Consider the following 22,919-nt stretch of genomic DNA (forward strand, 5'->3'; position numbering starts at 1 on the left):
CTCTATATTTATTAATTACAATATTAAATATGAACTTCATTAATCTCAGTGTATCTGTCTAAAAGTTAAAATTTCCCTTTTTAACGCGTCTTAATTGATATATACTAATTAAATAATGAACAAATGAAAATAGGAGGACGTAAGCTTATGCTTAACAAAGTTTGGTTCCGAACAGGAATTGCCCTAGTTATCTTGTTCGTGCTAATTAAATTGTTTATGGAAGTACAAAGTGTTTTTTCACCTATTGTAACCATTATCGGTTCTGTATTTCTTCCATTTATGATTAGCGGATTTTTATTCTATATCTGCTTACCTTTCCAAAGTATTCTTGAAAAGTGGGGTTTCCCGCGTTGGGCAAGTATCACTACAATTTTTATTGGTTTAATTGCTATTATTGCTATCGTAGTCGCATTTATAGCACCAATTATTATCTCTAACGTTAATAGTTTAATAAAAGCAACACCATCACTGCAAAAAGAAGCTGAACAAATTGTTAACTTCTCACTTACGCAAATGGATAAACTTCCAAGCGATGTAACAGATAGAATTAATTCTGCTGTAAAATCAATTGGTGATAGTATGACTGGAATTTTGGCTAATTCATTTACATACTTAACGTCATTTATTTCAACTGTCTTCTTACTTATCATGGTACCGTTCTTCTTAATTTACATGTTAAAAGATCATGAAAAATTCATTCCTGCTCTTGCTAAATTTTTCAAGGGAGAACGTAAAGTATTTGTAGTCGACTTAATGAAAGATTTAAACTTCACATTAAAATCATACATTCAAGGACAAGTGACTGTAAGTGTTATTTTAGGGGTCATTTTATATATTGGTTATACCATTATTGGTTTACCATATACACCTTTATTAGTACTATTTGCTGGTGTAGCTAACTTAATACCTTTCTTAGGACCATGGTTATCATTTGCACCTGCAGCTGTGCTCAGTATCATAGATAGTCCTACTACATTTATTTGGGTTTGTGTTGTTACATTAATCGCTCAACAACTTGAGGGTAATGTGATTACACCAAATGTTATGGGTAAATCTTTAAGTATTCACCCACTTACAATAATTGTTGTTATTTTAGCCGCTGGAGATTTAGGTGGGTTCACACTTATTTTAATTGCCGTACCACTCTATGCAGTACTTAAGACTATTGCGAGCAATGTCTTTAAATATCGTCAACGCATTATTGATAAAGCTAATAGCGACGTTAAAGACTAGATTAATATAAATTTAAAAAACGTTTCAGGAGTGAACTTGAATTTACAATGCATTCAAGTTCACTTCTTTTTATAAACACAAAAAAACTTGGTGCTATACACACCAAGTAATTGAATTAATTTATTATTTTATTGCGTGGAAACCACTATCTACATGGATATTCTCACCAGTTACGCCACTTGAGAAATCACTCAATAAGTAAGCAGCAGTTTTACCTACTTCTTCTTGATCCACGTTTCGTCTTAATGGTGCACGTTCTTCAATTTCTTCAAGGATTGTGTTGAAACCACCAACACCTTTAGCACTTAATGTACGAATTGGGCCAGCAGAAATAGCATTTACTCGAATGTTGTCCGGGCCTAAATCATAAGCTAAATATTTAACATTAGCTTCTAAACTTGCTTTAGCTACACCCATTACATTATAGTTTTGAACGGCAAATTCACCACCAAGGTATGTTGTTGCAACAATACTACCACCGTTTGGCATTATTTTCTTCGCTTCGTGCGCAACAATTGTTAATGAATATGAACTGATATCTTGCGCAAGTAAGAAGCCTTCACGTGATGTTTCAGAGAAACGTCCACGTAAGTCTTCAATATTTGCAAATGCGATAGAGTGATAAACGCCATCAATATTGCCTACTTCTTCGCCAATTTTAGCGAAACCATTTACTACATCTTCATCTTTTTGAACATCGATTTGATATAATTTTGGATCATCTTGGTTTAATTGTTCTAATAATTTTTCTAATTCTTTGCGGCTACGGTCTTTACGATATGTGAAAACAAGTTTAGCCCCTAATTGATCTAATACCTTTGCAACACCAAATCCGATACTACGTTTATTAGCAATACCCATAATTACGAAGGTTTTATTTTCAAGATTAATCATTCAAAATAACTCCTTAATCATCGTTTTTTATATCTTAATCTCACTGTACAAACAATGTAGACTAATCTAACGTTATTATTTTACCATTTTTGCTTCATAATGATAAAGCAATATTATTACCTGGTCATACATGAGAGCTTGGTCCATAAATAATATAATGATGCTATTTTTCAAATTCGCAGAAGCTGACTGAACTGAGAGAGCCAAAAATTGCGTATTCTCAGTTATAGTCATCCTTTCGAGCGGTGCCCTAGCAAGAAAGATTTTTATAAAGAAATTCTACAAGATAAACAAGTTGGGGTGGGACCATGAATTTAAAAAGAATTCTGTCCCACCCCTTACACGTGTTATTGATTTTTTCTAAATCAATAATAAAATTCTAGATCTGATTTTAATTCATCTACGTATTCTTTTGAACCCGTTACGATAAGTCTATCTTTGTATCTAAGTTGTGTATCACCATGGGGCACGATTGATTCATTATTACGAATAATTCGAACGAAGATAATATCTCCACCAAATGGGAAATTACGTAGTTGAATATTTTCATATTGATGATTTAACATTTCAATTTCATACAATGATGTTTCAACATTGCTTAAAATGTTTAACATATTTGGTGTTTCAATTAAGCCTTGTAGGAAGATTTTATTACTAATGAAATTACTGAATACTTCAATACCTTCACCTTTCATTTCTTCATCTTCATTACTATTTTCAAGTCGACAAATTACGCGTTTAACATCATGTGCTTTGGCTAATTTTGCCACATCACGGTTAAGACTATCATCATTAGCAGAACAAACTACGATGTCTTGATTGAATAACCCTAATCTTTCTAAGAGTTGTTCTTCATAATTCGATATTTCTACAACAGTTATATGGTCAGATAAATTACGCTTATCTCCTAAATCTTTGCGATAATATAATGTAATATTATATAAGTGTGGTGACAAGTTTTGCACAATTGGAATCGTCAATTGATTCTTGCCAATTAATGCAATATCAATTTTACGATTAGCCTCATCTGGAATTGGAAACATTTTCTTGAAAATAATCGGTACAAACACACACGTGATGATTGCACTTAAAATCAAAATGCCTGACATTTCAGATGATATTGTATTTAATTGCTCTGCAATTTTAGCAGATGCTATAACTAATGATAATGTTGAAGTAAGTAAAAATGCTGATGCTATCGTTGTCTTATTATCAAACCAACGTCTAATAAAGAAAACTGGAATAAATTTTGAAATAATAAAAGCTAGAATGAGCACTGGAATAATTAATAATAATGATGGTTCTTTAATTAATGACGGAATATTTAAATCAACACCAACCATGATAAAGAAGATTGGTATAAAGAACCCGTATCCAAATGAATCGAGTGTATGCACTAATTCTTCATCTGGTTTCAGTAAGGATACAACCACACCAGCTAAGAATGCGCCTAGTATATATTCAGCGCCTACACCCTCTGCAAGTGCAACTAATAGAATAATTAATGCAAAGATTGCTCTTATACCTATTTGTGTAGTACCACCAATTAAGCGATGTAAAAATTTCATACGCTTAAATACAACGCCTAATATATAGAAAATAGCAGTAAATACAAGTAAAATTGCTGAAAGCCAAACTGAACCGTTACCACTACCATTGATACCACCGTAAATAGTTAACAGTACCATCGTTACTAGGTCAGCCAATACGGCTACTAATAATATAAATTGACCGATAGTTGTACGCATTATATTCATTTCTTTTAAAGTAGGCACTACGACACCTAGTGATATCGTTGATATGATAATTATCATTAATAACACATCATCTACGAGTCCTAACCATTTGAACGCGTAAGCTAATATTACTGATATAATCATAATAAATGCGAATACGGTTAGCGCTAAATTAAGATGGCTTGGTACATTTTTTTCATGTTTGTTCGTACCTTGTCGATTTCTCTTATCTTTTTTAAAAGTGCTAAAGTCAATCTCTAAACCACTTAAAAACATTAAAAAGATAAAGCCCAACGTTGATAATATATTAAGCATACTATCTTTATGTACTAGATTTAGGATAGACTGTCCAATAATAATACCCATGATGATTTCGGCTACAACCACTGGTAAAAAATTGATGTTCAGTCTATTTATAATAATTGGTGTTAAAAATGCTGCTAGAACTACAATGACTAGTGAAAAGAACTCCATTTTGTCCCCCTATGTTAAATATGACATGAATGTTGTTGCTAAACCAAAGTAAATTAACATACTTACAATATCATTAATTGTTGTAATAAATGGTCCGCTGGCTACGGCTGGATCAATATTCAGTTTATTCATAAATAATGGAATCATAGAACCAACTAACGTACCAACCGTCATTGCAATAGTAAGACTGCCTCCAACTATTAGTGCTAAAAATGGTTGTCTATATATAACAACGATGATAATAAATAAAACAGTGGCACAAACTAATCCTGAAAGCAAGCCACTTCCCGCTTCTCTCAATGCAACCTTAAATTTACTTTGTTCATCAATTTCCCCAGTAGAGATATTACGTACAGACACCGCAAGTGATTGTGTACCAGAATTTCCGGACATACCACTAATAATAGGTATAAATGCAGCTAATAATGCAACTTGTGATAATGTTGCCTCAAAACCACCTAATATAGTAGCGGTAATCATTCCTAAAAATGTAAGAATGATGAGCCAAGGTAATCGTTTAGTAGCAGTTTTCACTACAGAATCATTTGTTGAGTCAATATCAGATACCCCAGCTAAACGAGAGTAGTCTTCACTTGCCTCTTCATCCATAACATCTAGAATATCATCAATTGTAATAATACCAAGTAAATGTTGTTGATAATCTATTACTGGCATTGCAATAAAGTCATAGTCTCTCATTTTTTGAGCTACATCTTCTTGGTCATCTGCTACATTAACGCTAATCACACGCTCACTCATTATATCCTCTATATATGCATCATTTTCAGCTACAATTAAATCTCTTAAAGATAATACTCCAACTAATTGTCCATCGGTATTAATGCCAAAAATAACATAAATCGTTTCGGCATCTGGTGCTTGTTCTTTTACTAACATTAATGCTTCTTTAACCGGAGTATTGACATCTAATGAGATATATTCCGTCGTCATGATACCGCCGGCTGTATCTTCTTCATAATGTAATAGATGCTTAATTTCATTAGCATCGTCACGGTTCATTAACGTTAGCAAACTAGCTACTTTCGGTTTCGAAAGTTCATTTAATATATCTACAGCATTATCCGAAGACATCTCTTCTAAAACTTTACTAGCATAATGTGCATTCATCGTATCAAAAAGGTCTTCATATGCTTCATCATCTATTTCTAATTGTTCAAAGAATTCCCCTACTTCTTGAGGTGATAAAAATTCAAATATCTTTTGTCTATTTTCATTCGTAGTGTCTTCAAAATATTCACTTTGTTCATATTCGTGCATTGCTAGAAATTCTTCTCTAAAACTATCAATATCGTCTTGTTTTAAAAGATCATCTAACAAATTTTGGTTATACACTTCGTCAGTATTATAGTCATTATTTTCTGTTTCTAATGACAACATCAACACCTCCAAATCTTATTATAATTCTGCAAAAATGTTTTGTAGCCATTTATAATCTATTTCTATCTCAATTTCTCTATTATAAATTGGATGTATGAATGTCACTTTATAGCATTGTAAAGATTGCGCATGAATTTCAGGATGATTTCCTTCATATAAATCATCACCAACAAGAGGATGTCCTACATAATTAAAATGAACGCGTATTTGATGCGTTCTTCCAGTATGTAATTTAATTTCACATAAGCTCGCTTCAGGTTTGGTCATTACTGTTTCATATGAAGTCTTTGCGTATTTTCCTGAAGCATCAACTTTCCTAGTAATAATACTCTGGCTATCTCTAGCAATCGGTTCTTCTATAACACCACTCAATAGCATTTGACCATAACATACACACATATACCTTTTATCTATTGCACTCGTCGTCATTAAATGATGGATATGCCCATGCTTAGCAAATATTACAATGCCTCTAGTGTTACGGTCTAAACGTGTAACAATATGCGGTACGATTGATGTATCGATTAACTGACCAACATTTAAATAATAAAGTACACGCTCTATCAAACTATCGTGCGGATGTTCTCTTGACGGAGTGCTATTTAAATAGTTTGGTTTTGACACAATAATTAAATATTCATCTTCATACAATATTTCAATTGGATTACGTGATGGAATCAAATATGAGCTGGGTGTTTCATCAGGTAACGCAATAGTTAACTCATCACCTGGCATCATCATTTTTCTGACAGTTACATGACTGTTATTAATAATTAAAGCGCCATTATGTTTAATGGCGCTAATTGTCTTTTTAGAATATTGGTGACGCTGCAAAAAAGACTTAAGCATTTCATTATGCTGTATCACGTATTCAAATTTCATCGTCCATCTTCACTTTCAATGAATGAATCATGTACTCTTTTCCAAAATGGGAAAGGTCTAAATCTAGCAAAACGCACTTTCTCATTAGCCACTCTAAACTGAATACCATTGACATTTTTATGTTTTAAACTAACATGATCAATTGTAGTTAAAATGGTATCGTGATTAACAGGTGTAATTAAACATGTATGATGCTTTGGCAAAACAAGTGGTGAACCCACTGTTCTAAATACTCTATTATTGATAGAGGCTATTTCTGCAATCTGCATAGCTTCAAGTGAGGGATGTATTAGTGCTCCACCTAATGCCTTATTATAAGCAGTTGAACCTGAAGGGGTTGATATACATAAACCGTCACCTCTAAAACGTTCAAATTGCTTACCACGAATTCCCACATCAACTACAAGGGTTGAACCATTTTCCGTTTTCATTGTTGCTTCATTTAAAGCTAAATAACGTGTTTCATAACCATTATCATTGTATCTGACAATAATTTCTAATAATGGATATTCGATGACTTGAAATTCAGAGTTATTAATTTCAATAATTAATTTCTCAACTTCATGAGGTAACCAATCAGCATAAAAACCTAAATGTCCTGTATGTACACCTACAAATGCCACTTGAGAAAGCATGTGGCTGTATTGATGAAAGGCTTGTAATAAAGTTCCATCTCCACCTACAGAAATAACAATTTCTGGATTAACGGCATCTTCTACCATGTGGAAATCTTTCATATGATTTATCATTTTATGCTTTAATGCATTGGATTTTGAATCACCTTTAGACAAGATAGTATAACGCATCCCCACACCTCATTAGTCATGTTTTTTTGCACGTTTTTGAGAATAATATTTCTGTGCTTCTTGAATTTCATCTTTAATCTCAGACATCTCTTCATCTAGAAGATATGCCGCTTCAGCTGCACGCTCAAGACGATGCTGAATTTCCGCTGGATAATCCCCGTCATATTTATATCTTAATGTATGCTCAATTGTAGCCCAGAAATTCATTGCTAATGTTCGTATTTGTATTTCCGCTAAAATGGCTTTCTGACCGTTTAATGTTTCAATTGGATATTCAATAATCACATGATATGAACGATAACCACTTTGTTTTGTGTTATTGATGTAGTCACGTTCCTCAATCACTTTGAAATCTTGTCGTTGTCTAAGCATATTAACAACCACATCGATATCGTCCACAAATTGACACATCATTCTAAGACCAGCAATGTCGTACATCTCTTCACGTAGTCTATCAAACGGTATTCCCCTTTTATTCGCCTTATCAATAATACTCGTAATTGGTTTTACTCGACCAGTAACGAATTCAATGGGTGAAGCATCTTCTCCAACTTCATATTGCTTACGCAAACCTTTTAATTTTACCTTTAATTCATCAACGGCTTGTTTATATGGTGTTAAAAATTGATCCCATTGATTCATATTGTTTCACTCCGCTTCACTTTAGGTCAAAAGTTTCTTCAACAGCTGAAACAAACTCCTTACCATAGTTATTATTTCCTTCAACATTCTCAAGTATGTAATCTAATTCCTCTTGAAAATGCTCTAAAACCAAGTCATCGTTCACTATTAGTTTCTTGCCTCTATTCTCATGCAACATGGACCATGTTTCTTGAACGAAAATCAAGTAATCATATGATTGTCCGTCATCTAATAAGTAGGCAAATCCGTAATTATCACTATCAACAAGCATTTGTCCTACTTCTACTAATCCATCAGTTGGATCTTCTGAGTAGCAATAAATGCCATCATCTTTAATTTTAATTTCATTTACATAAATACGCATGCTTGTTCCTCCTTATTATTCTTTATTAGTTTAACATAATTTAACTGTATAACACACGTTTGAAATGCACTTCTTACTCGTCTATCCACTATTGAACGAAGCTCATTATGTTGTGACAAATCAAATCAATTTATAAACTATACTTATGTACTCAGATTTACTTTTTCATTCATATATAATTACTTTAAATATTTATATAACTCAGTCATAATGAATTACAATAAATGGATTTAGAGGTGCAAATTATGGCGACAAATAATGAAATAGAATTCAAACAATTACTAAGTAAAGATGTGTACGATAAATTTAAATATACTTTTTTTGAACATAAAGAACCTTTTATTCAAATAAACTACTATATTGATACTCCTAACTTCATATTGCGAGATCATAAATCTGCATTACGAATCCGTGTTAAAAACGACACATATGAAATGACCTTAAAAGTGCCAGCCGACGTAGGTTTGATGGAATATAATCATATGGTCAAATATATTCCTAAAACAGGTGATATAATATCCAATAACTCACTACCAGAAGATATACGAGAAATTGTCGAATCATATGATATTAATGACAATGAATTAACTATATTAGGCGCATTGAGAACAGCTCGTTTAGAAACGAACTATAAAAATGAATTGTTAGTATTAGATCGAAGTGATTATTTCGACAAAGTTGATTATGAGTTAGAATTTGAAGTTACTGACTATAACAATGGTTTAAAAAAATTTCATAGTTTATTAGAAGAATTTAATCTTAAGCACACCGTACCTAACAATAAAGTTCAACGTTTCTTTGACTATAAGAATCAAATTGACAAATAGCAGTACGTCGCTGTAAAAAGTCAAATTACTTTTAAATGTAAAAATTCATGTTATATTAGTAATATATTAACGGAAATTGGTGATATTATGTCTAAAACGCCATACGATATTATAGGTGAAACAGCACTTTATAATATGATTGATCATTTCTATGCTCTAGTTGAGAAAGATGACAGAATCAATCATTTGTTCCCTGGGAATTTTGCCGAAACGAGTAGAAAACAAAAGCAATTTCTCACTCAATTTCTAGGTGGACCGAACCTATATACTAAAGAACATGGACATCCGATGTTAATAAAAAGACATATGGAATTTAAAATTACAACTTATGAGAAAGATGCATGGTTAGAAAATATGCATGCTGCAATAACCGAAGCACAGTTTCCAGCTGGTGTTGGAGACTATTTATATGAACGTTTACGTCTAACCGCAAACCACATGGTAAATTCCTAAATATAATTGAAGGTGAGTAAAACATGGCTGAAGAACTAAAAATTGTAGACAATAGAAGTCGTGAAGATGCTAATCTGTCACCTGTAAATAAAATTGAAATTTATTCATTTTTTGATCCATTTAATACAGATTGCTTTAAATTATCAGCGATTATTTCTAAATTAAGAATTGAATATAATCAATATATCCGTATCAGACATATTCTAAACCCTTCATTGAAAGTACTTACTAAGTGCCAAGCGCAAAGTACATCTGATTTTGATAATATCGCCTTAGCTTATAAAGCGGCTGAATTACAAGGCCGTTTAAGAGCGGAACGTTTCATCCATTTAATGCAAAATGAAATTATTCCTAAGAAGGATATTATTACGGAAGAAATGATTTGTGACTGCATCATTAATGCAGGTTTAGATTACAATGAATTCAAAGAAGATTTACAAAAAAGCAAATTAACCGAAAGTTTAAAAATAGATTTACACATTGCTCGAGAAATGGAAATTGAGCAAGCACCTTCACTCGTATTTTTCAGTGAAGATGTTCATGAGGAAGGCCTGAAAGTAGAAGGATTATATCCATATCACATTTACACATATATTATTAATGAATTAATGGGTACGCCAATTGAAAAAAATCTTCCACCTAAAATTGAACATTATATTCAAAAGAAACAACTCGTTACTATGGAAGAACTATTGACCATATATGAGTGGCCCGAAAAGTTAATGACAAAAGAACTTAAGAAATTGGCGTTACAACAAAAAGTAGAAAAACTTCAATATCCTGAAGGAGATTTTTGGCAATCAAAAATGCCTAGAATATAGGGTAACTAACAATAGCCATTCAATGATGATCATATTCATGCATTGGATGGCTTATTTTTGTGTATCTATCAATTTAAGGTTGAACGACTCTGTTTCTATTATTGTTATATAAATCAATTGCAATGTATAGTAATGGCGTCGAAGTACAATGATAAAATTTATCTACAATGGGGAATTAATTGATAGTGGTAGTTATTAAAAAAGAGCATAAAAAAACGCCGTGTCTGATTACACGACGCTAAACAAAGGGGATGGGAGAAATTTTTTCACTTCAAACAAAGGGGTATGTTTGTTATGTGATTAATTTCATGTTCATAATATAACACGCTAATATAGGTATTTCAATATTAAAGATCCCTTATTTCAAAATTGTCACAAACTTGACATATTGTAAACGGATACAGTCATTCTAAGCTTTCATAAGTTTTTCAAAAGCATCTAACTTTTGTTCAAAGACCTCACAAGCTTGCTCAATAGGTTCTGGTGAAGTCATATCCACACCGGCATTTTTCAGAATCTCAATTGGATAATTAGAACTTCCTTTTTTCAAGAATTCATTAATATATCTTTCAACTGCAGGTTTACCCTCAGTTAAAATTTGATGACTTAAACTTTGTGCTGCACTATATCCGGTAGCATATTGATATACATAGTAATTCATATAGAAATGAGGAATTCTTGACCATTCTTTGCTAATATTGTCATCTGTTTCAACAACATCACCAAAGTATTGTTTATTCAATTTAGCATATTCATCATTCATACGTGTTGCAGTTAATGGTTCGCCTGCTTCTTCAATTTGATGAATTTTATGTTCGAATTCTGCGAACATAGTCTGACGGAATAAAGTCGCTCTGAATCTTTCAAGTTCCTGATTTAATAATAATAAACGACGTTCATCGTCTAAATGTTTATCCATATAATCACTTAGTAATGCTTCATTACAAGTTGATGCAACTTCAGCAACAAAGATTGAATAATCACTAGAATTAGATGGTTGATGTTTACGACTGAAATAACTATGTGCTGAATGACCAAATTCGTGAATTAGCGTATATAAATCAGATACAGTATCTGACCAATTTAATAAAATGAATGGGTTAGTTAAATGTGCACCAGATGAGTAACCGCCTGATCGTTTGCCTTTATTTTCATAAACGTCGACCCATCGATTATTCAAACCTTCTTTTACTACATCAAGGTACTCTTCACCCATAGGTTCTAACGCTTTTAACATCCATTCTTTTGCTTCTTCATAAGGCATTTCGAATTTAACGTCTTTAACCATTGGCGTATATAAATCGTACATTTTCAGCTCATCAACGTCTAATAATTCTTTTCTTAGTTTCGTGTATCTGTGCAATAACGGTAAATATTTATGCACAGTTTTTACTAAATTATCATAAACTTCTTCTGGTATATGATTATTACTTAACGCACGCTCACGAGCTGTTTTATAGTTATGTGTTCGAGCATTAAAGACATTCTTCTTAACTTCCCCTGCTAATGTTGAACCTAGAGTATTATTATAAGCACCGTAAGCTTTATATAAATTATTATATGCTGATTGACGTAATTCGCGATCATCAGATTCTAAATATTTGATAAAAGTTCCTTGTGTTAATGGATGTTTTTCACCATCTTTATCTACTGCATCTTCAAATTCTAAATCTGCATTACTAAACATACCGTACACATTACCTGGTGTAGATAGGGCATCTTGAGCCTCAGTAAGTAATTTCTCTTGCTCGGCATCTAAAATGTGTGGTCGTTTTTCATTGATAAGTTTTAAATCAAATTCATAACGTTTTAAGTTGTCGTTAGTTTCGATAAATGATTGAAGTTTAGCTTCATCAATTTGAAGAATTTCTGGTACTAAGAAACTCCATGCTGAACTAATTTTAATTATAAGTTGATGTGCGCGTGACTCGAATCCTGTATATTTATCGTTTGAAGTATCTTGGTCTTGTTTTAAATGTGCATAGACATATACTTTCTCTAGTTTAGTACCAATTTCATCTTCTAATGCAAGCGCATCATATAATGTATTAGCACTATCTGCTAAGTGCCCTTTAAATTGCTCTTCTTTACCTAGATAACCTTCAACCTCTTTTAATGCTTCTTCAAAAGCTTCATCACTTTTAAAAATCGTTGTTAAATCCCACGTATCATTTGGATATTTACGTTCTTGCTCTTCTCTTGTTAATTGTTGACTCATATAGTAAACCTCCTATAATAACTAATGTTATAATTTTCTCATTATTCCCTATAAATTGCACGTTTTAACTATATTTAATGTAATGATTAATGAGTTCTGAGACAACACAATCCATAGAAATAGTGTTAAGGTACATCTGTCTAAATTTAAGAAAGGCTTTTAAACGCTGATGTACATCACACTCTTGTTCATTAAATAATTTAAATTGTAATTGCCACTGAACTGGATGATTCTCAATATAGAGTTGATAAGGGAATATGTAGCCGAAGTTATGATAAATAGCCTCATCTGTTAATCTTAACTGGTACATTGCGCTTAACGATGGTTCAAGGACAGAATTTTTCCTTCTACATTGATTCAAGTAATAATGTATTTCAGATTTAGTTAGCTTGAAAATGTGTTGATATGGCGTAGGCATTATACTAATCTGATTCACTAATTCATTGATTTTAATTACTGTTCGTTTTGCGATAAATTGTCTGCCACCAATATGCTGAATTTGACTATATAAAACAACACACTTGTTCTTTTGTTTCCATACATATAAACAACTGTTAATTGGATGAATAAAATGTGATTGAAATGAATTGAGATATAGCCTTCCCATATGATATCGACAATCTTGAATTAACCAAATGACTTCCATATTCAGCTGTTTAAATTCCTTTGTTCGTTCTATGATCTCTTCAATACCTATTCTAGAAAATTGAATTTCAATTACATATTTTGAATTCACTAGTATGTCTGGGTATTGTTGAATAGTTGGACAATAAGGTTCAATTTGAACGTGATAATGTAGTTGTGATAACATCTTCGCAATAAAACACTTTACAAAGTAATGTTGTTCGGATTCTTGTTTTGCACAATAACATACGCTATCAACCTTATGCGCGAAATGCGGGATTTTTTTTGTGCCACATTTGTATAGTAGTTGTGAGCTACAATGCGGACAAAAATAGCTGTCTTGTTTCTTTGCACGATGTGCATATACTTGCTCGCCTTGTTGATTTATAGCGATTAACATAAATTTCACTCACCTCATAAGAATAAACGTATGAAATGGTGATTTTACTTTTCAACAAAAAAACCGAAGCAATATTCATTGCCTCGGTAAAAACTTTCATTATTCAACTGTGTCTGAGAAATAACGTCTCACTTGAGCAGTTACATTATGACTCATAATAATCTTAGCATAATCATTTAAGTATACTTCAGTTTTATCTGTTGGATATGCAAACTCTAACATCTGACTATAACTATCGTTAATTGTTTCTTGACTGACTGATTCATCAAAGTGAATAGCATAGTAATATTTATTGTCATTCATATATAATAAATCTTCAAATTCATCAGTTGATAAATTATGGTGATATGCATAACTAATAACTTGCTCTAAATCATCAAATTTAACGATAACTGTTCTTATGTTCGGACGTTGTTTCGTTTGTTTTTGTTCAGACTTATGAGAGTGCTTTTGTTGTTGTGCTCTTTGTTCGAATAAATCTTCAATGCTCTCTTCATTTTCTAATGTATTTGCAAGTAATTCGTTAACTTGTTCTTCAAATTGCTCGTTTGCATCTTCATCAGACATATTCATAGCTTCTTCATTTTTAGATTTAGAAATCGTAACTTCCACACCTTTTTCAAAGGCATGTACTTGTATCCAAAGAGGTCCTTCAACTACGAAGTCTTCTTCTTCATTGATTTCATCCATCATTGACCAGAAGAATTCTTCGCCTCTCTTACGGTTAGTCCATAAATCTTCTCGACTGAATCCTCTAGCTTCAATATCACTATAAGTTATAAATAATTTGACTGTTGTGTCATCAACGCGTTCTATTCTCATATCATCTCACTCCTTACAGTCGATGAATAGTAACCATATTGTATTAGAACGTAGTGGAAATTACAATTTATTTGTTTGATTAAATTTAACTATTTTACAATCGTTATATATACTAACATATTCCCTTTTTTAGTTACAAAAAACAGCACTAAAATAGTGCTGTTTCATATTATTATAATCTTCAATTAAATTTTAAAATTAATCAACAAGACGTTGCGCTTCTTGTAATTGGAAAGTACGAACCTTTCTAGGTAAGAAACGTCTGATTTCATCTTCGTTATAGCCAACCTGTAAACGTTTTTCATCTAGAATAATTGGACGACGTAATAGTCCTGGATTATCTTGAATGATCGCATAAAGATCTTGTAGTGGTAAAGAATCAATGTCAACGTTTAATTTTTGGTATGTTTTAGAACGAGTAGAAATAATTTCGTCAGTACCGTCTTCAGTCATTTTTAAAATTTGTTTGATTTCATCAATTGTTAAATGTTCAGAAAAAATGTTACGCTCCGTATATGGAATGTCATGTTCTTGTAACCATGCTTTCGCTTTACGGCAAGATGTGCAACTTGGTGAAGTAAATAATGTTACCATACATCTCACTCTCCTATTGAATGAATATTATTCATTATTTTTGAATTTATTGATTAAGAAATGATAATTTATTTAGTCCTCTTAACCTTACAATATTAGTATAACCAACTAACATTAAAATTAAATGAGAAAATCCTAATTTTTCTGAGAAATCTCAAATTTTCTAAAAACCTAAATTTAAAAGCTTAGAATTATCGTATAACTACATACTAACATAACTTACATTTTAAAGAAATACTGTTATAATTTAAATAATATGAATTAAAACTAAGAAAGTAGGCATCTAATATGGAGACATTATTTTCAGGAATTCAACCTAGTGGAATACCCACAATTGGTAATTATATTGGAGCATTAAAACAATTTGCTGATGTTCAAAATGATTATGATTGTTATTTTTGCATCGTCGACCAACATGCAATTACTGTGCCACAAGATAAAATCAAGTTACGTAAACAAATCCGTCAACTTGCGGCTATTTATTTAGCATCTGGCATAAACCCAGAAAAAGCTACCTTATTTATACAATCTGAAGTACCAGCACACGTGCAAGCAGGTTGGATGCTCACAACAATTTCAAGTGTTGGAGAACTTGAACGTATGACTCAATATAAAGATAAAGCTCAAAAACGTACTGATGGTATTCCAGCAGGTTTACTAACTTACCCACCATTAATGGCTGCAGATATTGTGATATACAATACTAATATTGTTCCAGTTGGTGAAGACCAAAAGCAACATATGGAATTAACACGTAACTTAGTCGAACGTTTCAATAGTCGTTATAATGACATTTTGGTTAAACCAGAAATTCGTATGCCTAAAGTAGGTGGTCGCGTCATGAGTTTACAAGACCCAACGAAGAAAATGAGTAAAAGTGATGATAATCAGAAAAACTTTATTTCATTACTAGACGAGCCTAATGTGGCAGCAAAGAAAATTAAAAGTGCTGTAACAGATTCAGATGGAATTATTAAATTTGATCGTGATAACAAACCAGGTATTTCAAATTTATTAACAATATACTCTAGCTTAACAAATGAATCTATTAAAGATTTAGAAGCTAAGTACGAAAATGAAGGATACGGTAAGTTCAAAACAGACTTATCAGAAATCGTCAAAGATTTCTTAATTAACTTCCAAGAAAAATATAATGAATTTTACAATTCATATAAACTAGATGAAATCCTAGATCATGGTCGCGATAAGGCTCAAAAAGCGTCATTCAAAACATTAAAAAAAATGGAACGTGCCATGGGACTGGGACGTAAAAGATAATACATTAGTAATAGAAATAGCCACGGGAATCATTCCCATGGCTATTTCTATTATTCACTTTTCTTTTCTTTACCTGTTTCACGATCAATAGATTTATCGATATACACGTGCTTAAGTGTAGTATCTGGGCCTACTTTGTGATACTGTAACCCTTTAACTTGTGGATTAGTTAAATGTGCTTCACCTTTTTGATATATAGGTGCAACTGGTGCGTCGTGAAGTAAAATACTTTCAGCTTTTTGTAAAGCTTTATTTCTCTTATCAGGTTCACGTAGTAAAGAACCATTAGCTTCTTTGATAAGATTATCGTATTCTTCGTTACCCCAATCAGTATTATTTTGAGCATTACCTTTTGTCATTATTTCCAAGAAAGCCGTTGAGTCTGGATAGTCAGGACTCCACCCTGCATATGACGTTTCATAATTATTTGCTAACTCTAGAGTTATTTTTTGTTTAAAAGGCATTTGTTTAATTTTTAGAGTAACACCAGGTAAATTTGTTTCAATCTGCGATTTTATATATTCAGCAGCAATCTTCGCTGCTGGGGTGTCTTGAGTATTCATAGTAAAAGTAAATTCTTTTTTACCTAATTCTTTTTGCGCAATTTCCCAATTTTGTTTTGCTTCTTTGGTATCATATTTTAATGGAGATGAAACTGTACTTGCGAAATCTTTGCCGTCTGGTGTTTTAGCAGTTCCAATACCAGTGAAATTATCTGAGGCTAAAGAACCGTCATTTAAAACAGATTTTACATATCCTTTTTTATTAATAGCTTGCGCAATAGCTAATCTTAAGTGTTTATTTTTAAATTCCGGAACAGTTTTTTCATTCATTTTAATATAGAATGTAGCAGCAGTTAAACGATGGTTCAATGCTTTACTATTTTTATATTTGTTAACCTGCTCAGATGTTACGATTGTATCATCAACCGAATCTGTATCATATAATGAGGCACCAGCTTGTTGATCTTTTAGTACTTTATAATTTACTTTATCTAATTTAACATTCTTTTTATCCCAATACTTGTCATTTTTAACAAGTTGAATTTTATCTTCCACTTGCCAATTAATTACTTTAAAAGGCCCGTTATATACTGCTCTATCGGCTTTTGTACCATATTTTTCTCCATATTTTTTGGCAATTTTAGAATTTTGAGGACCAAAAGTATTTAAAGCCAATAGTTCATTTATATAAGGCACAGGTTTTTCTAATTCAACTTGAAGTTTATATTTATCTAGTGCTTTAATTCCTAATTCACTCACTGGTTTTTTTCCTGAATTAACTAAATCTGCATTTTTAATATCACTCATTATGTAAGCAAATTCAGATGCTGTTTTGGGGTCCACAACTTTTCTCCATGCATAAACAAAGTCATCCGCAGTTACTGGGTCACCGTTAGACCACTTAGCATTTTTTCTTAAATTAATTGTTAAAGTTTTGCCCCCGTTACTTTTTTTAGGCATTTCTTTAGCTACACCTAAAGTAACCTTATCGCCTTTATCAATTGAATATAGGCCTTCAAATGCTTGGCCAGCTATATCTCCTGATACTGCATCTGAAATTAATGCCGTATCTAAAGTACTTATATCTTGTGTGATAACTTTTCTAAAGACTTGGCCATCATCTGAATATAAACTTTTATTATTACTACAAGCTGAAAGTACTAAAACCACTATTAATAAAGTTGCTATATATTTTAAAGATTTCATAGTAAATTCATCCTCCTTCCCCTGCATTTAAACGCTTTGCGTTTGATGTTCTTGTTTTAATTGAGCAGCTTCTTCATCAGTTACAAAAACATAATGATCTGGTCTTATTTCTTGAAGTTTTCGCTCAGAATTTTTAGATTCATCTTCTTGATATGCTACACGTTTACGTGTTCTCTCACTATTTGGGTCAGGCTGAGGAATCGCTGATAACAATGATTTCGTATAATCATGTAATGGGTGATAATAAATTTCGTCAGCTGAACCTAATTCAACAATTTTTCCGAAGTGCATCACTGCGATACGGTCTGAAATATATTTAACCATTGATAAGTCATGCGCGATAAATAAGAAAGTAATACCTCTCTCTTTCTGTAATTTCAACATTAGGTTTACTACCTGAGCTTGTATTGATACGTCTAGAGCTGAAATAGGCTCATCCGCAATAATAAATTCCGGTTCCACTGCTAGTGCACGCGCGATACCGATACGTTGACGTTGTCCACCAGAAAATTCGTGTGGATATCTATTCGCATGTTCTTTACTTAAACCTACCGTTTCAAGTAAGTCATAAACACGACGTTTACGGTCTTTTTTACTGCTTGCTAATTTATGTATATCAATACCTTCAGCAACGATATCCATGACCTTTAATCTAGGATTAAGTGATGCATATGGATCTTGGAAAATCATTTGAGTCTTTTTATTGAACTTTAATAAATCTTTACGCTTAGAAATTTTTTGAATATCCTGTCCTTCATATAAAATTTCTCCACTTGTAATATCATTTAGCTTTATAATTGCTTTACCTGTAGTCGATTTACCACATCCTGACTCTCCAACTAACCCTAATGTTTCCCCTTTATAGATATCACAAGATATGTCCTCAATGGCTCTTACTTCATTACGTTTGCCTTCATTAAAATATTGTTTTAAATTTTTTATTTGTAATAAAGTTTCTTTATTATTCATTGAACGACACCCTTTCTACTTGACGTGGTTTGTCATAATTATTTGGCATATGACGTTGTTTCTGTTTAACCATCTCAGGCGGTTCTACTTTTGGTGCACGTTCATCTAATAACCATGACTTAACAAAATGAGTCGGCGACATTTTGAACCAAGGTGGCTCTTGTTTAAAGTCAATATCTAAAGCATACTGGCTTCTTCTCGCAAAAGCATCGCCTTTTGGCGGATGTAATAAATCAGGTGGTGTTCCTGGAATCGCAATTAGTTCTGTATCATTACTAGTAGTTAAATCAGGCATTGATGATAATAATCCCCATGTATAAGGATGCTTAGGGTCATAAAATATTTCCTCAACATTCCCTGTTTCAATCATTTGTCCACCATACATTACTGCTACTCTATCTGCAATATTAGCTACTACACCTAAATCATGGGTAATAAATATGATTGATGTATCAATCTTTTTCTGCAAATCTTTCATTAAATCTAAAATTTGAGCTTGCATTGTTACATCCAATGCTGTTGTTGGTTCATCTGCAATCAATACTTTAGGTTCACAAGCTAAAGCTGTTGCGATTACAATTCTTTGTCTTTGGCCACCAGAGAATTGATGTGGGTATGCTTTGAAACGTTTTTCAGCATTAGGCAATCCAACTAAATTTAAAATTTCTAAAGCACGTTTTTTTGCTTCAGATTTACTATAATTACGATGTTTAATTAAAGGTTCCATTACTTGTTTCCCAATTTGCATCGTCGGATTGAGTGATGTCATTGGATCTTGGAATATCATCGAAATATCTTTTCCACGTAATTTAATTAATTCTTTCTCAGATTTATTTGCTAAATCTTCACCAAGAAAATCAATTGAACCTTTTTTAATACGGCCTGCATCTCCTTGGAATAACTTTGTAATCGCTTTAGTGGTTACTGATTTTCCAGAACCAGACTCTCCCACTATTGCTAACGTTTCCCCTTTGTTCAAATAAAAATCTACGCCTCTAACCGCTTGCACTTCCCCAGCAGTAATATCAAAGGAAACATGCAAGTCGTTGACTTCTAATACTCTTTCTGACATAACGTGTGCCTCCTTTATTATTTACGCATTTTAGGGTCAAATGCATCGCGTAAACCATCACTAAATAGATAGAAAAATAAAATTAATAAACTTAAAATTGTTGCTGGAATGAATAACTCGTGTGGATGAATTAATAACATTGCACGACCATCATTAACTAAAGATCCTAATGAGGTTTGTGGTGCAGGGACTCCTATACCAATGAAACTTAAGAATGCTTCAAAGAAAATCGCACTTGGGACAGTAAACATAGATGTTACTACTATAGCCCCTAATGTATTAGGGAGAATATGTTTGAAAATCAAGTTGACTTTTGATGCGCCTAAAGTTCTTGATGCCATTACAAATTCTTGGTTTTTTAATTTTAAGAATTCACCACGAACAACCCTACTCATTCCTAACCAACCTGTGATTGACATAGCTAGTATAATCGTCCAAATAGAAGGTTCAAAAATAAGTACGAATAAAATTACTACAATAAGGTTTGGAATTGAAGCAATGATTTCCAAAATACGTTGCATTACATCATCTACTCGCCCACCAAAAAATCCTGAAATAGCGCCATATACTACTCCGATAAAAATATCTAATAAGGCAGCCACAATACCAATAACTAGAGAAATTTGAGTGCCTTTCCATGTACGTGTCCATAAATCTCTACCTAGTTGATCTGTTCCAAACCAATAATTTTCTTTAGCTCCCACTTTTGCATAAGCATCTTTACCGTCAGAACCTGTACCATCAAATGGTAAAAAATGAACTTTGTCTAATACGGGAATTTTTGCTGGAAGATTTCGATAATCGACATTTTGTTCAGCAAAATCATGTTTACTTATTAGTGGACCAATTAAAGCTAAAATTATTATAAGTATAAGGCCAATCATCCCTATTACAGCAAGTTTATTTCGTTTTAGCTGTGCCCATGCATCTTGCCAGAAATTTTTACTTTCTCGTTGCATTTCAGGTTCTTTATTTAAATCTAAATCTCTAATAACAAAGTCAGAAGCTGCAATGCCTTCAGAGGTATGTGTCATCGCCGCGTTTGAATGATCATCCAACGGCTTTTCAAATTTATCATTTGTCATTATTTTTTACCTCCTTGCACACGAATTCTAGGATCAATAATTCCGTAAAGAATATCTACAATAAAGATTGAAACTATAAATAATGTACTAAATAATATTGTTGTAGCCATGATAACTGGGAAATCGTTTGTTGTAATCGATCTAACGAATTGGTCCCCAAGACCTGGTACTCCAAAAATATTTTCAATAGTCAATGTACCAGTTAATATACTTGCTAACATTGGTACAATAATAGTAATAATTGGAATTAATGCATTACGTAATGCATGTCCAAATAGCACTCTTATAGAAGAGTTACCTTTTGCACGTGCTAATAATATGTAATCTAAACTTAATACTTCTATCATTTCTGCTCGAATATACCTTGCTACTGTTGCTAAAACTGTCGCGGACAATGCTAGTGAAGGTAAGACTGCTGTTGAAAATCCTTCCCACCCAGCTACTGGGAACCAACGTAAACGTACCGCAAACACATATTGTAAAAGTACGGCTAATACGAATGATGGTACTGATACTGCGATTACTGAAATTATAGTTGTTGTATAATCTACCCAGGTATTTTGTTTAGTAGCTGCTGCTACGCCAAGGATTAACCCTAAAATAACCCCGATAATCATAGCTGTAATACCCATTTCCATAGAAGGAATCAATCTCGGTTTTATAAGCTCCCATACCGGTTGATTATGATATTGGAATGAATACCCAAAGTCTCCAGTTACGACATTCTTTAAATAATGAAGATATTGAATGGCAACCGGATCATTTAAACCATACTTTTCATTAAGGATTGCCTTTTGCTCAGCACTTAGTTTCGCATCGTTAAATGGTGAACCGGGCATTAATTTCATTAAGAAAAATGTAATTGTAATAATAATGAAAAGCGATAAAAACATGTATCCCAAACGTTTAAAAATATATCGCGTCATTAAATAACCCCCTTATTGAATTTTCAAAATTAACATTCCCTTCAAAATTTTCAGAAATATTTAGTAACATTATATATTTAATTTTCATATAATTGCAATATAATTTTAAAAATATTAAAAATTGAGTTTTAAAATAATAGTTCTTTTTACTGTCATTTGTATTTTAATTACAGGTTTTAGATTTAAGATATTATTATTTATACTAAATAAGATAAAATGGTATTAAGTTTCATCTGGGAGGTCTCGTAATGAAAAATAAAAAAAGTTGGGTTGTGTGGTCAATGATTACGCCTCTACTCTCTTTAATAATATGGTTAATCATTAGTAACCAAACATTCATTTCATACATTAATATTTTGTTTTATATATCTTTATCCATATTTATATGCATTTTTTTCATTTTATTAGTTCAAGAGGGCATTTTTGATGCAACGAGCTATGGTTTTAGAAGAATAAGATATCAACTATCGTCTCGTTCAAAAAAGAGAACAATGGCAGATGATGAATTTTTAAATCCTCAACAAGTTAAAAAGGAGCATTATTTTATATCTACATGGATTGCTCCAGCTTTAATATGTAATATTGCATACTTTGTGATGACAATAATAATTTCATTTCTACTTTAAATCATTCTACATACAAAAAATAGACCAAGGACATTATCAATTAGTGTCCTTGATCTAATATCATTT

At 32.2% G+C, this 22,919-nt stretch carries 22 protein-coding genes; 6 read left to right on the plus strand and 16 right to left on the minus strand.

Going from position 1 to position 22,919, the window contains the following annotated elements; translation table 11 throughout:
• Positions 1-147 precede the first annotated feature (147 nt).
• A complete protein-coding gene (cozEa, locus tag BDW31_RS02595; RefSeq protein ID WP_110709109.1) occupies positions 148-1,233 on the plus strand; it encodes a lipoteichoic acid biosynthesis protein CozEa in 1,086 nt (361 codons plus the stop codon).
• 123 nt (positions 1,234-1,356) lie between these two features.
• Here the strand turns inward: cozEa and fabI are convergent, their stop codons facing one another.
• The 7 genes from fabI to BDW31_RS02630 form a co-directional block, all read right to left on the minus strand.
• Positions 1,357-2,127 carry an enoyl-ACP reductase FabI gene (fabI, locus tag BDW31_RS02600; RefSeq protein ID WP_110709111.1) on the minus strand — a complete coding sequence of 257 codons (771 nt, stop codon included), beginning with the start codon at positions 2,125-2,127 and terminating at the stop codon, positions 1,357-1,359.
• 365 nt (positions 2,128-2,492) lie between these two features.
• Positions 2,493-4,337: a monovalent cation:proton antiporter family protein gene (locus BDW31_RS02605; protein ID WP_053024313.1), complete on the minus strand. Its 1,845-nt coding sequence runs from the start codon at positions 4,335-4,337 to the stop codon at positions 2,493-2,495.
• Between the two features lie 9 nt (positions 4,338-4,346).
• Entirely contained in the window at positions 4,347-5,732 is a 1,386-nt protein-coding gene (gene mgtE / locus BDW31_RS02610; protein ID WP_053024336.1) for a magnesium transporter, read from the minus strand.
• Between the two features lie 21 nt (positions 5,733-5,753).
• Positions 5,754-6,617 carry an RluA family pseudouridine synthase gene (locus BDW31_RS02615; RefSeq protein WP_053024312.1) on the minus strand — a complete coding sequence of 288 codons (864 nt, stop codon included), beginning with the start codon at positions 6,615-6,617 and terminating at the stop codon, positions 5,754-5,756.
• Positions 6,614-7,423 (minus strand): NAD kinase, encoded by an 810-nt coding sequence (locus tag BDW31_RS02620; protein WP_011276221.1) that lies wholly within the window; start codon positions 7,421-7,423, stop codon positions 6,614-6,616. The genes BDW31_RS02615 and BDW31_RS02620 overlap by 4 nt, the downstream gene beginning before the upstream one ends.
• Positions 7,424-7,435: 12 nt before the next feature.
• Entirely contained in the window at positions 7,436-8,065 is a 630-nt protein-coding gene (gene yjbM, locus BDW31_RS02625) for a GTP diphosphokinase (protein WP_011276222.1), read from the minus strand.
• A gap of 16 nt (positions 8,066-8,081) precedes the next feature.
• On the minus strand, positions 8,082-8,429 hold the full coding sequence (locus BDW31_RS02630; protein WP_011276223.1) for a UPF0738 family protein: 348 nt from the start codon (positions 8,427-8,429) through the stop codon (positions 8,082-8,084).
• Positions 8,430-8,674: 245 nt separating this feature from the next.
• Here BDW31_RS02630 and BDW31_RS02635 point away from each other — a divergent pair, with 245 nt between their 5' ends.
• The 3 genes from BDW31_RS02635 to yjbH all read left to right on the plus strand — a co-directional run bounded on the left by BDW31_RS02635 (position 8,675) and on the right by yjbH (position 10,530).
• Positions 8,675-9,256, plus strand: coding sequence for a CYTH domain-containing protein (locus BDW31_RS02635; RefSeq protein ID WP_037549101.1), 582 nt, complete (start codon positions 8,675-8,677; stop codon positions 9,254-9,256).
• A gap of 87 nt (positions 9,257-9,343) precedes the next feature.
• Complete coding sequence (locus tag BDW31_RS02640; RefSeq protein WP_053024311.1) at positions 9,344-9,709, plus strand: truncated hemoglobin YjbI; 366 nt, start codon at positions 9,344-9,346, stop codon at positions 9,707-9,709.
• A 23-nt stretch (positions 9,710-9,732) separates the two neighbouring features.
• Complete coding sequence (yjbH, locus tag BDW31_RS02645) at positions 9,733-10,530, plus strand: protease adaptor protein YjbH (protein WP_037535471.1); 798 nt, start codon at positions 9,733-9,735, stop codon at positions 10,528-10,530.
• A 409-nt stretch (positions 10,531-10,939) separates the two neighbouring features.
• Here yjbH and pepF read toward each other — a convergent pair whose 3' ends face one another.
• The 4 genes from pepF to spxA form a co-directional block, all read right to left on the minus strand.
• Positions 10,940-12,748 (minus strand): oligoendopeptidase F, encoded by a 1,809-nt coding sequence (gene pepF, locus BDW31_RS02650; protein ID WP_053024310.1) that lies wholly within the window; start codon positions 12,746-12,748, stop codon positions 10,940-10,942.
• Positions 12,749-12,812: 64 nt separating this feature from the next.
• On the minus strand, positions 12,813-13,772 hold the full coding sequence (locus BDW31_RS02655) for a competence protein CoiA (RefSeq protein ID WP_110709113.1): 960 nt from the start codon (positions 13,770-13,772) through the stop codon (positions 12,813-12,815).
• A 99-nt stretch (positions 13,773-13,871) separates the two neighbouring features.
• Entirely contained in the window at positions 13,872-14,594 is a 723-nt protein-coding gene (gene mecA / locus BDW31_RS02660) for an adaptor protein MecA (RefSeq protein WP_037549083.1), read from the minus strand.
• Between the two features lie 198 nt (positions 14,595-14,792).
• A complete protein-coding gene (spxA, locus tag BDW31_RS02665; RefSeq protein WP_011276230.1) occupies positions 14,793-15,188 on the minus strand; it encodes a transcriptional regulator SpxA in 396 nt (131 codons plus the stop codon).
• Positions 15,189-15,476: 288 nt separating this feature from the next.
• Between spxA and trpS the strand changes: the two genes are divergently transcribed.
• Positions 15,477-16,466: a tryptophan--tRNA ligase gene (trpS, locus tag BDW31_RS02670; protein WP_053024308.1), complete on the plus strand. Its 990-nt coding sequence runs from the start codon at positions 15,477-15,479 to the stop codon at positions 16,464-16,466.
• Between the two features lie 50 nt (positions 16,467-16,516).
• On the opposite strand, the gene BDW31_RS02675 is transcribed toward trpS, so the two are convergent.
• From BDW31_RS02675 to opp3b, 5 genes are read right to left on the minus strand one after another with little or no spacing between them, the layout of a single operon-like run.
• Positions 16,517-18,175 (minus strand): peptide ABC transporter substrate-binding protein, encoded by a 1,659-nt coding sequence (locus BDW31_RS02675; RefSeq protein WP_053024307.1) that lies wholly within the window; start codon positions 18,173-18,175, stop codon positions 16,517-16,519.
• A gap of 27 nt (positions 18,176-18,202) precedes the next feature.
• Positions 18,203-19,144, minus strand: coding sequence for an ABC transporter ATP-binding protein (locus BDW31_RS02680; protein ID WP_053024306.1), 942 nt, complete (start codon positions 19,142-19,144; stop codon positions 18,203-18,205).
• Positions 19,137-20,216, minus strand: a complete 1,080-nt coding sequence (locus BDW31_RS02685) for an ABC transporter ATP-binding protein (RefSeq protein WP_053024305.1) — start codon at positions 20,214-20,216, stop codon at positions 19,137-19,139. The genes BDW31_RS02680 and BDW31_RS02685 overlap by 8 nt, the downstream gene beginning before the upstream one ends.
• Before the next feature lie 17 nt (positions 20,217-20,233).
• The gene (opp3C, locus tag BDW31_RS02690; protein WP_037549068.1) at positions 20,234-21,301 is read right to left on the minus strand and encodes an oligopeptide ABC transporter permease; all 1,068 of its coding nucleotides are present in this window, start codon (positions 21,299-21,301) and stop codon (positions 20,234-20,236) included.
• Positions 21,301-22,227, minus strand: a complete 927-nt coding sequence (opp3b, locus tag BDW31_RS02695; protein WP_110709115.1) for an oligopeptide ABC transporter permease — start codon at positions 22,225-22,227, stop codon at positions 21,301-21,303. The genes opp3C and opp3b overlap by 1 nt, the downstream gene beginning before the upstream one ends.
• Before the next feature lie 248 nt (positions 22,228-22,475).
• On the opposite strand from opp3b, the gene BDW31_RS02700 reads away from it, so the two are divergent.
• The gene (locus tag BDW31_RS02700; RefSeq protein ID WP_053024304.1) at positions 22,476-22,853 is read left to right on the plus strand and encodes a DUF3899 domain-containing protein; all 378 of its coding nucleotides are present in this window, start codon (positions 22,476-22,478) and stop codon (positions 22,851-22,853) included.
• The last annotated feature ends 66 nt before the right edge of the window (positions 22,854-22,919 follow it).

It is taken from the genome of Staphylococcus sp. AtHG25 (assembly GCF_003217445.1).
Classification (GTDB): domain Bacteria; phylum Bacillota; class Bacilli; order Staphylococcales; family Staphylococcaceae; genus Staphylococcus; species Staphylococcus haemolyticus.

What these genes read in the sequence shown, in the direction of transcription:
- cozEa (WP_110709109.1), top strand. Translation starts at nt 148, where the DNA reads ATGCTTAACAAAGTTTGGTTCCGAACAGGAATTGCCCTAGTTATCTTG.
- fabI (WP_110709111.1), bottom strand. Translation starts at nt 2,127, where the DNA reads ATGATTAATCTTGAAAATAAAACCTTCGTAATTATGGGTATTGCTAAT.
- BDW31_RS02605 (WP_053024313.1), bottom strand. Translation starts at nt 4,337, where the DNA reads ATGGAGTTCTTTTCACTAGTCATTGTAGTTCTAGCAGCATTTTTAACA.
- BDW31_RS02615 (WP_053024312.1), bottom strand. Translation starts at nt 6,617, where the DNA reads ATGAAATTTGAATACGTGATACAGCATAATGAAATGCTTAAGTCTTTT.
- BDW31_RS02620 (WP_011276221.1), bottom strand. Translation starts at nt 7,423, where the DNA reads ATGCGTTATACTATCTTGTCTAAAGGTGATTCAAAATCCAATGCATTA.
- yjbM (WP_011276222.1), bottom strand. Translation starts at nt 8,065, where the DNA reads ATGAATCAATGGGATCAATTTTTAACACCATATAAACAAGCCGTTGAT.
- BDW31_RS02630 (WP_011276223.1), bottom strand. Translation starts at nt 8,429, where the DNA reads ATGCGTATTTATGTAAATGAAATTAAAATTAAAGATGATGGCATTTAT.
- BDW31_RS02635 (WP_037549101.1), top strand. Translation starts at nt 8,675, where the DNA reads ATGGCGACAAATAATGAAATAGAATTCAAACAATTACTAAGTAAAGAT.
- BDW31_RS02640 (WP_053024311.1), top strand. Translation starts at nt 9,344, where the DNA reads ATGTCTAAAACGCCATACGATATTATAGGTGAAACAGCACTTTATAAT.
- yjbH (WP_037535471.1), top strand. Translation starts at nt 9,733, where the DNA reads ATGGCTGAAGAACTAAAAATTGTAGACAATAGAAGTCGTGAAGATGCT.
- pepF (WP_053024310.1), bottom strand. Translation starts at nt 12,748, where the DNA reads ATGAGTCAACAATTAACAAGAGAAGAGCAAGAACGTAAATATCCAAAT.
- BDW31_RS02655 (WP_110709113.1), bottom strand. Translation starts at nt 13,772, where the DNA reads ATGTTAATCGCTATAAATCAACAAGGCGAGCAAGTATATGCACATCGT.
- mecA (WP_037549083.1), bottom strand. Translation starts at nt 14,594, where the DNA reads ATGAGAATAGAACGCGTTGATGACACAACAGTCAAATTATTTATAACT.
- spxA (WP_011276230.1), bottom strand. Translation starts at nt 15,188, where the DNA reads ATGGTAACATTATTTACTTCACCAAGTTGCACATCTTGCCGTAAAGCG.
- trpS (WP_053024308.1), top strand. Translation starts at nt 15,477, where the DNA reads ATGGAGACATTATTTTCAGGAATTCAACCTAGTGGAATACCCACAATT.
- BDW31_RS02675 (WP_053024307.1), bottom strand. Translation starts at nt 18,175, where the DNA reads ATGAAATCTTTAAAATATATAGCAACTTTATTAATAGTGGTTTTAGTA.
- BDW31_RS02680 (WP_053024306.1), bottom strand. Translation starts at nt 19,144, where the DNA reads ATGAATAATAAAGAAACTTTATTACAAATAAAAAATTTAAAACAATAT.
- BDW31_RS02685 (WP_053024305.1), bottom strand. Translation starts at nt 20,216, where the DNA reads ATGTCAGAAAGAGTATTAGAAGTCAACGACTTGCATGTTTCCTTTGAT.
- opp3C (WP_037549068.1), bottom strand. Translation starts at nt 21,301, where the DNA reads ATGACAAATGATAAATTTGAAAAGCCGTTGGATGATCATTCAAACGCG.
- opp3b (WP_110709115.1), bottom strand. Translation starts at nt 22,227, where the DNA reads ATGACGCGATATATTTTTAAACGTTTGGGATACATGTTTTTATCGCTT.
- BDW31_RS02700 (WP_053024304.1), top strand. Translation starts at nt 22,476, where the DNA reads ATGAAAAATAAAAAAAGTTGGGTTGTGTGGTCAATGATTACGCCTCTA.